This is a genomic window from Bradyrhizobium valentinum (assembly GCF_001440405.1).
Lineage (GTDB): Bacteria > Pseudomonadota > Alphaproteobacteria > Rhizobiales > Xanthobacteraceae > Bradyrhizobium > Bradyrhizobium valentinum.
On record NZ_LLXX01000233.1, the window covers coordinates 1 to 7878 of the forward strand.

General features: G+C 61.2%; 8 protein-coding genes and 1 tRNA gene. 3 read left to right on the forward strand and 6 right to left on the reverse strand.

Annotated features, from left to right (window positions below):
* Window positions 1–75: 75 nt before the first annotated feature.
* From yihA to rpmH, 4 genes are all read right to left on the reverse strand, one after another.
* Complete coding sequence (gene yihA, locus CP49_RS40185; protein WP_057855613.1) at window positions 76–726, reverse strand: ribosome biogenesis GTP-binding protein YihA/YsxC; 651 nt, start codon at window positions 724–726, stop codon at window positions 76–78.
* A 141-nt stretch (window positions 727–867) separates the two neighbouring features.
* The gene (gene yidC, locus CP49_RS40190) at window positions 868–2745 is read right to left on the reverse strand and encodes a membrane protein insertase YidC (RefSeq protein ID WP_057855617.1); all 1878 of its coding nucleotides are present in this window, start codon (window positions 2743–2745) and stop codon (window positions 868–870) included.
* A 20-nt stretch (window positions 2746–2765) separates the two neighbouring features.
* The gene (gene rnpA, locus CP49_RS40195; RefSeq protein WP_057855614.1) at window positions 2766–3110 is read right to left on the reverse strand and encodes a ribonuclease P protein component; all 345 of its coding nucleotides are present in this window, start codon (window positions 3108–3110) and stop codon (window positions 2766–2768) included.
* A gap of 25 nt (window positions 3111–3135) precedes the next feature.
* Complete coding sequence (gene rpmH / locus CP49_RS44035) at window positions 3136–3270, reverse strand: 50S ribosomal protein L34 (protein ID WP_008542748.1); 135 nt, start codon at window positions 3268–3270, stop codon at window positions 3136–3138.
* A gap of 356 nt (window positions 3271–3626) precedes the next feature.
* Between rpmH and CP49_RS40200 the strand changes: the two genes are divergently transcribed.
* The 3 genes from CP49_RS40200 (at window position 3627) to CP49_RS40210 (ending at window position 7134) form a co-directional block, all read left to right on the forward strand.
* Window positions 3627–5159 (forward strand): sensor histidine kinase, encoded by a 1533-nt coding sequence (locus tag CP49_RS40200; RefSeq protein WP_082646477.1) that lies wholly within the window; start codon window positions 3627–3629, stop codon window positions 5157–5159.
* Window positions 5160–5422: 263 nt separating this feature from the next.
* Window positions 5423–5499 (forward strand) — tRNA-Arg (locus CP49_RS40205).
* 477 nt (window positions 5500–5976) lie between these two features.
* Window positions 5977–7134: a hypothetical protein gene (locus tag CP49_RS40210; RefSeq protein ID WP_156438915.1), complete on the forward strand. Its 1158-nt coding sequence runs from the start codon at window positions 5977–5979 to the stop codon at window positions 7132–7134.
* A gap of 41 nt (window positions 7135–7175) precedes the next feature.
* On the opposite strand, the gene CP49_RS44040 is transcribed toward CP49_RS40210, so the two are convergent.
* Window positions 7176–7322: a YgjP-like metallopeptidase domain-containing protein gene (locus CP49_RS44040; protein WP_197423367.1), complete on the reverse strand. Its 147-nt coding sequence runs from the start codon at window positions 7320–7322 to the stop codon at window positions 7176–7178.
* Entirely contained in the window at window positions 7309–7815 is a 507-nt protein-coding gene (locus CP49_RS40215) for a DEAD/DEAH box helicase family protein (protein ID WP_082646478.1), read from the reverse strand. The genes CP49_RS44040 and CP49_RS40215 overlap by 14 nt, the downstream gene beginning before the upstream one ends.
* Between the last annotated feature and the right edge of the window lie 63 nt (window positions 7816–7878).

Sequence of the window (7878 nt, forward strand, 5' to 3'; positions counted from 1 at the left end):
AGGCCGCCGCCAGCATGACGCCGTCGGCGCCCATGACGGCGGCCAGCACGATCAGGATGCGGCCGGCGCGGGCCATCAGGCGCGCTCGCCGAGCAGGCGCACCATCGCGGCGCGCAATTCCGGCATGCCGGCGCCGGAACGCGAGGACGTCACCAGCACTTCCGGAAACGCGGCCGGGTGCTTGGCGAGCGCCGCCATGGTCTCGGAGATGTGCTTTTCCAGCTCGAGCGGCTTCACCTGGTCCGCCTTGGTCAGCACCACCTGATAGCTCACAGCGGATTTATCCAGCGTCTTCAGCACGTCCTGATCGACATCCTTGATGCCGTGGCGCGCGTCGATCAGCACGTAGACCCGCGCCAGCGTGGCGCGTCCCAAAAGGAACTGATGGATCAGCTTGGTCCAGGAGGCGACCTTGGTTTTCGGCGCCGAGGCGTAGCCATAGCCGGGCATATCGACCAACCGCAGCCCGGACTTGTCCGGCCCTTCGAAGAAGATCAGTTCCTGGGTACGGCCCGGCGTATGCGAGGTGCGCGCCAGCGCATTGCGGCCGGTGAGCGCGTTGATCAGGCTCGATTTACCGACATTGGAGCGGCCGGCGAACGCCACTTCCATGCTTGCCATCGGCGGCAGCGTCTCGATCGAGGGCGAGGCCCAGACGAACTTCCATTCGCCGGCGAAGAGTTTTCGTCCCTCTTCGATCAGCTTCGCATCAGTCTCGGCGGTCATGCGAAGATCTTTCCAGCCGTCATCGCGGGACAACGCGGCGCTTCCTCTTCCGTCATTCCGGGATGGTGCGTAAGCACCAGACCCGGAATCTCGAGTTTCCGGGTTCGATGCTTCGCATCGCCCCGGAATGACGATGTCATGTCACGTCTTCTCGACGGCCTTCTTAGGCGCGAACGTCGCCTTGATGTTGTCGAACAGCTCCACCTTCACGCCGTTCTTGCGCATGATGTAGCTCTGCTGCAGCACCGAGAGCAGGTTGTTCCAGGCCCAGTAGATCACCAGACCCGCCGGGAAGCCCGCCAGCATGAAGGTGAAGATCAGCGGCATCCAGTCGAAGATCATCTTCTGGGTCGGATCGGGCGGTGTCGGGTTCAGCTTCATCTGGAACCACATCGTGATGCCCATGATGATCGGCCAGACGCCGAGCGCGAGGTAAAATCCGATTACCGGTATGTGCGTCGGATCGAAGGGCAGCAGACCGAACAGGTTGAACAGGTTGGTCGGGTCGGGCGCCGAGAGGTCCTTGATCCAGCCATAGAACGGCGCGTGGCGCATTTCGATGGTGACGAACAGCACCTTGTAGAGCGAGAAGAACACCGGGATCTGCAGCGCGATGGGAAGACAACCGGCGACCGGGTTAATCTTCTCCTTGCGGTAGATCTCCATCATCTCCTGCTGCTGCTTCTGGCGGTCGTCAGGATAACGCTCCTTCAGCGCCGCCAGTTGCGGCTGCACCGACTTCATCTTCGCCATCGAGGCGTAGGATTTGTTGGCGAGCGGGAAGAACAGCAGCTTGATCAGCACGGTCACCAGCAGAATGGAGACGCCGAAATTACCGAACAGGTGGAAGAAATAGTCGAGCAGCACGAACATCGGCTTGGTGATGAAGTAGAACCAGCCCCAATCGATCAACAGGTCGAAGTGGTTGAGGTCGAGCTGCTTGTTGTAGCCGCCGTGGCCGGCGAGCGGGAAGTTGATGCCGACGACGCCGGCTTCCTTGGCTCCGGCAAACAGCCGCGCATTGGCGGTGCCGGTGCCGCCGATCGCGATCGTCTGCGGATCCTGCAGGTAATCGGCTTGATAACGAACTTTGGCGCCCGGTTCAGCGAGGAAGCGAGCCTTGAGGCGCGCCGACGTATCGGGCAATAGCGCCGCAGCCCAATATTTGTCGGTGATGCCGAGCCAGCCATTCGTGATATTGAACTCGAAGCCCCGCCCGCCATTGCCCAGAACAGGCGCCTCAGCGACGGCCTTGTAACCGTGTTCCTGCAGGCCCTTTTCGCCGAGATAGCCGATCAGGCCTTCATGCAGGATGTAGTAGCCGGAGACTTCCGGCGTGCCGTGCCGAGAGATGAGGGCGAACGGATAGAGCGTCACCGGTGCACTGCCGACATTGGTGACGTCGTCCTTGACGGTGAAGAGATAGCGGTCGTCGATCGCAATGGTGCGGCGGAAGGTAAGGCCTTCGCCATTGTCCCATTTCAGCGTCACCGGTTTGTCGGCCGTCAGGCTGCCGGAGCCCTCCTGCTGCCACACAGTCTCGCGGTCGGGAAGCCGCGCTGTTGAGCCCGAGGCCGCGACCCAGCCGAACTCCGCATAATAGGGATGCGCCGTGTTCGATGGCGAGAACAGCACGATCGCGGGCGATTTGGGATCGACGGTATCGCGGAATTTCTCCAGCGACAGGTCGTCGACGCGCGCGCCCTTCAGCGAGATGCTGCCCGAAACTCGCGGCGTCTCGATCTTGATGCGGGGCGAGGCAGCGATCGCGGCGTCGCGGCTGACGACGGGCGCAGCCGCGCCCGGCTGGCCGGCTGGCGTCGTGGCTGATGGCGCCGAGCCTGGTTGTGGCGTGGTCGATCCCGGCGCCGTCTGCGGCGACGGCTTGGCGAGTTCGGCTTGGGTCTGGCTTTGCGCGCGCTGCCGCTCCATCTGCGGCACGTTGTAGAAATACTGCCAGGCGATCAGCACAAGGCCGGACAGAATGACGGCGAGGATGGTGTTGCGATTGTCGGTCATCGTTTTTGAGGTCTCGCCATTCAATTCGGATGTTTGGTCGGCTGCCGGTCGAGGCGATGCAGCGCCGAGCGGAGATCGTCGAGCATGGTTGCGAAGTCGCGGGTGAGCGCGGCCCGGCGGCCTACCAGCACATAATCATGGTGCGGTCGCATGGATATGACGTCCAGCCGCTTCACCAGTTCGCGAAGCCTGCGCCGGATGCGATTGCGCTCGGTGGCGGTGCCGTTCTTTTTGGTAACGGTAAAACCAATCCGGATCGGCCCGTCATCGTCGCGCCGGCGGCCCTGCACCACGAAGGCAGCGCTGTTAGCCCGTGTGCCATTGGCAACGGCGAGAAAGTCCGCCCGCTGCCTCAGCCGATCCATGAATGAAATCTCCGGAAGATCCGGCTCAGGCGCTCAGACGCTTGCGGCCACGCGCACGGCGAGCGGCGAGAACCTTGCGGCCGCCGGCGGTGGCGAGACGGGCGCGGAAGCCGTGACGGCGCTTGCGCACCAATTTGCTGGGTTGATAAGTCCGCTTCACGGGTAGTTCTCCGCTGACCGGGCAATGTGCCTGTTGGATTGAGATGCGTCCGGTGATGCGGGCCGGCCCGAAAAAGGGCCATTTACGGCCCAAACGAGCCGCCCCCGGGTGGAACCGGGCCATCGCGGACAGTTGGCGCGGCTTATACGGGAGCGACCTGTTTTCGTCAATGTCGGCGGTGGCCGCGTCAGCCGTTCTTTGAAACGTCGCAATTGGGGCGAATATATCTGTTTTCGCGGGGTTTTTAGGGGCGAGACGGCGGCGTGCCCGGACCATCGGAACCACCGGACATTAGCGATCGGTAATTTGACCGCTCGGTGGCCCAAACGCATCCTTGGAATCACAGTAACGCACTTATGGGGCGGTGCGGCCTGGGTCCGGCGGGCTCCAAAAGCAGAGAGATCAAGGCAGCTATCGTGTCAGCGACCGACCAGCCGACTCCTCAAGCGCCGCGGGCCTCGGGCCCGCGGCGGCTCGGCCTGTCCGGCAAGCTTTTGCTGCTGACCATTCCTCTCGTGATGATCGCACTCCTGATGATCTACGTGCCTTCGATCGCGAATTTCTGGACCAATCGACTGAACGACCGCCTCGCGGCGGCCAACACCGCGGCCTTGGTGCTGGATGCCGCGCCGCTCGGCATGGTGCCGGATTCGCTGGCGCGGCAGATCCTGACCAGCGTCGGCGCACGCGCGGTCGCCATCAAGATGGGGCAGCAGCGCCGGCTGCTCGCCAGCGCCGACCTGCCGGCGGCGATCGACCGCGATATCGACCTGCGGACCCTGACGGTGTGGTCCGCGATCGTCGAGTCCTTTGAGACCATGCTGGACACCGGCAACCAGACCATTCGCGTGGTCGGGGCCGCGCCCGGTGGCGCGCAATTCATCGAGGTCGTGGTCGATGAAAAGCCGCTGCGGCAGGCGATGTACCGCTTCTCCGGCAATCTGCTGCTGGTCTCGCTGGGGATCGCGATGCTCGCCGCGGGGCTGGTCTACCTCGCGCTGCATTATCTGTTCGTGCGGCCGATGCGGCGGCTGACTGCAAATCTCGTCGGCTTCCACGAAAACCCGGAAAGCGCGGCGCGCATCATCGTTCCGAGCCAGCGCGGCGACGAGATCGGCGTGGTGGAACGTGAATTGTCCGACATGCAGCGCGACCTCGTCTCGATGCTCTCCCAGAAGAGCCGGCTCGCCGCGCTCGGTCTCGCGGTGTCGAAGATCAACCACGATCTGCGCAATCTTCTGGCGTCCTCGCAACTGCTGTCGGACCAACTCGCCAGCGTGCCGGATCCGCGGGTGCAGCGCTTTGCGCCGAAACTGATGCGCTCGCTGGAGCGCGCCATCGATTTCTGCCAGTCGACCCTCTCTTATGGTCGCGCCCAGGAAGCCGAGCCCGACCGCCGCATGATCCTGGTCGAGCCTGCGGTTGCGGAGGTTCGCGAATCGGCAGGCCTTGCTGTCGATGCCTCGATTACCTGGATCAGCGCAATCGAGCGCGGGCTTTCGATCGATGCCGATCCCGACCAACTGTTTCGCGTGCTGCTCAATTTGGTGCGCAACGCCGCGCAGGCGCTGGAAAGCGCCAAGGGCGACGCAACGACATTGCAGATCCGCATCACCGGCCGCCGCGAAGGCTCGGTCGCCATTATCGAGGTCTCCGACACCGGTCCCGGCGTGCCGGCGAAGGCGCGCGAGCATCTGTTCGAGGCGTTCCAGACTTCCAGCCGCTCCGGCGGCAGCGGGTTGGGCCTTGCGATCGCCGCCGAACTGGTCCGCGCCCATGGCGGCGACATCCATCTGGTCGAAGGCACCATCGGCGCCACTTTCCGGATATCAATTCCGGACCGCCCGGTGGAACTCCAGAGCGTCCGCAACGAGCGGGCGCGGGCGTAAGACGGGGCTATTTCCGCGTCATTCCGGGGCGATGCGAAGCATCGAACCCAGAATCCCGATGTGATTGCAGGGAGATTCCAGCTTCCCGCTGCCGTCCGCCACGGAATGACAGCAGGTTAACTGCCTCGGACTCGCCGGTCAGAACCTGCTTTCCGAGACCTTGCAAAGCGAGGCCGGAGCGGGTAGCTAAAGCGCTCTTTCGCGACCGTCCGAGCCTTTATCGGATGCATCCGGGCCCTGAGGCCCAAATGCCAAGCGAAAACGCGCCCGTAGCTCAGCTGGATAGAGCACCAGACTACGAATCTGGGGGTCAGGAGTTCGAATCTCTTCGGGCGCGCCACTACTTAGCCGCTGCTTACCGTGCAAAAATTATTGGTCTTTTACGGATTTTGCAAGGAAGCCCGCATCCCAGGCCGATGCTTCCGACAAGTGAATTTATCCCCGCCAGAATCTCTCATCCTCAACTAACAGCGTGAGCTCTGGACTGATTCGGGGGTCGGGCCAAATCGATGCTCGTATTTCTAGAGACCGCGCTCGCTCACTAGGGCTTACCCTTGTGAGCACTGGTCAGCCCTGAGCACCCTGGGCAAACCGGGCTTTCGCATCTGCGCCTGCGGTCGGAGCAAGTTGCCGAGGGGGCCGCTATCGCGGTCCGCCGTGATCCTCGCATTGCAATGGATAGCCCCCCACCGGGGGGTAAATATGCCCGCAAGGAAAAGCGATTGCTTCTCAGAATTCTGTCAAAATTTTCGTCCTGGAAGTACACGTGAAGGACGGGTGTGAGTGGACCCACTCCACTCATGGAAAGGTCTTCCGCGTGTCAGAAGTTCGCGAACTTCATTTCTTACTTGTGGCCGACCTGCGTGGCTTCTTCTTCAATCCCCATCGCCCTGATGGAGTGACGTTCCAAGCTGACGTCCCCCCGGTGCACATCTCTGTTAAGCCTCGCGAGCCGGAACAGGACGGCAGCGGTTCCCATCATGGCTTGGACTGCCGCGTCCTCAGCAGCAGGATGGTTGATCCCGAACTCTGGGAGTTTGCCTCAGCGCTGATCGACAAGCGTTTCAAAATGTACCCAGGAGTTCAAATTGAGCTGCCCTTACTCCGTGACAAGCAGGAGCTAATTAATGGGTCCGGGAAAATAGCCGAAGGGTTCGGGGTTCCGCTGGAGCTATATCCCCCAGAGTTACAGAACATTTGTGATGCTGCCGCTAACGATCTGCGTTCAACTGCCGAGAGGTTCTTCAAGCTGCTCAGATGGCAACAGGAAATCGATGGCCCTCATCACGTATTCGAGTGGGACCCCGCCTTGTATTGGCGCACCTCGCCATCGGGCGAGTACTATATCGTGGGCAGAAGACAACAAACGTCGATTGGTAGATCACCCGCGGGCATCGAGTGGGAGGAGGCGGACGAGCGTGACTTTCGCGATCTTTGGGCGAAAGTCGAGGCCGCCGAGCCTCTCGGTCACGAGCTACTGAGAGAGGCTCAAGGGGCAGTTCGTGCTGCGCCTCGCAGTGCATTGCTGCTTGCTGCTAGTGCTCTGGAAGCTGGAATAAAAACGCATATCGCAAGGCTAGCGCCAGAGACGGAATGGCTCATGATGGAGGCTCCCGCGCCCCCAGTAAATAAAATGCTGCGTGATTACCTGCCGCAACTGCATGCGGCCAAAGGGGTTGGCCTGGCAGAGTGGGGCAAGTTGCGCCCGCTCTTTAAGGAGGCAGAAGAGCTTGCGAAGCACCGAAACAAGCTAACGCATAGTGGTGAGATGCCGGAAGCGGTCATCGCGAAGTTGCCCAGCTTCCTGGATACGGTTAGCGACCTTTTGTACATTCTTGACGTCGTTGAGGGGAATGAGTGGGCTCGTCACAACGTCCAATTCAAAACGCGAGCATTGCTTGACTGGCCCACAACGCGCCGCAGAAGAAGATACATTATCCGAGCTACGCACCCGTCCATGCTCTTCGACGATTGAGGGATATCGGGTGGCCGAGGAGCGCGTTTTCTGAAGGAGTGCTAATTGTCGCCATCTAGCTCGGCATAGCCCATCGACCTCAACTTTTTCTCGCAGCGTTCATAGTCGCCGAGATGAGCCCGCATCAGGCTCTTCCAGAGCTTGCCATGGTTTGGCACTGCGAGGTGCAGCAGCTCATGGACGATCACGTAGACCGGCCATCAGGAACGTGCCAAGATCGCCGCCGGTCGTGCGATGCGCCTCGTCAATCAATACGAAGATGTTTTTACGCTCGTTTACGTTTGCTGGCATGTCGCGGAACTTATGGATCATCGAAACCACGATGCCACGATAGTCTTGCCGCAGTAGACGAAGCAGCTCCGCCATTGTGTTAGCGTGGGCCACATTGGCCATTCCGACCGCAGCAAGGTTCTTGAGCATTTGATCTTCGAGCTCATTGCGATCAATCATCAGCAATATGGTGGGCTTCTCCGCGTCCTGGGCTTTGAACAACAGCTCGGCAGCCTTGATCATTGTGAACGTCTTGCCGCTGCCCTGAGTGTGCCAGACGAGACCGCGAGAACGGTCCTTATCCAGCGCTCGCTCCACCACCTTAAGCGCAGTCTGATCGTAACGTCTGGAGCAGAGCGGATGAGTAGGCCAGTCGAGGCCCAAGGCTCCCGACAAATTGTTCCGTAACATTCGATGGGCGAAATCCCAGATGTCGGGAGCCGCGGCGAACTAGATGCCACGCATCCTATGATC

What these genes read in the sequence shown, in the direction of transcription:
- yihA (WP_057855613.1), bottom strand. Translation starts at nt 726, where the DNA reads ATGACCGCCGAGACTGATGCGAAGCTGATCGAAGAGGGACGAAAACTC.
- CP49_RS40215 (WP_082646478.1), bottom strand. Translation starts at nt 7,815, where the DNA reads ATGTTACGGAACAATTTGTCGGGAGCCTTGGGCCTCGACTGGCCTACT.
- CP49_RS40200 (WP_082646477.1), top strand. Translation starts at nt 3,627, where the DNA reads ATGGGGCGGTGCGGCCTGGGTCCGGCGGGCTCCAAAAGCAGAGAGATC.
- yidC (WP_057855617.1), bottom strand. Translation starts at nt 2,745, where the DNA reads ATGACCGACAATCGCAACACCATCCTCGCCGTCATTCTGTCCGGCCTT.
- rnpA (WP_057855614.1), bottom strand. Translation starts at nt 3,110, where the DNA reads ATGGATCGGCTGAGGCAGCGGGCGGACTTTCTCGCCGTTGCCAATGGC.